The following is a 303-nucleotide window of genomic DNA, read 5'->3' as shown; positions in this document are numbered from 1 at the left end:
GAAGCTATTGAAGCACAGGGTGTCTACATAACCCGTGAAAACGGAGAAATTGAAACTCCGCTTATCAATGAAGCAGATTGCGCGTATGTTACTTTTGATGATAAAGGCACCGCACTTTGTGCCATTGAAGAAGCATACAATCAGGGAGATATCGACTGGAAGAAACCGGTCTCCTGCCACCTTTATCCGGTGCGAATTCAGGAATATTCCACCTTTTCTGCGGTAAATTATCACCGCTGGGAAATTTGTGATGACGCCTGTAGCCTGGGAGCAGAATTACAAGTGCCTATTTACAAGTTCGTC

1 protein-coding gene is annotated in these 303 nt (G+C 44.9%); it reads left to right on the top strand.

Features of this window, described 5'->3' with window-relative positions:
- On the top strand, nt 1-303 hold a 303-nt coding region (locus ACNKXS_RS15260; RefSeq protein WP_417921627.1), incomplete at both ends, for a DUF3109 family protein.

Source organism: Christiangramia marina, from assembly GCF_048285865.1.
Classification (GTDB): domain Bacteria; phylum Bacteroidota; class Bacteroidia; order Flavobacteriales; family Flavobacteriaceae; genus Christiangramia; species Christiangramia marina.
Note: the sequence above shows the minus strand (reverse complement) of the source record. Positions and strands in the feature narration are given on the sequence as shown.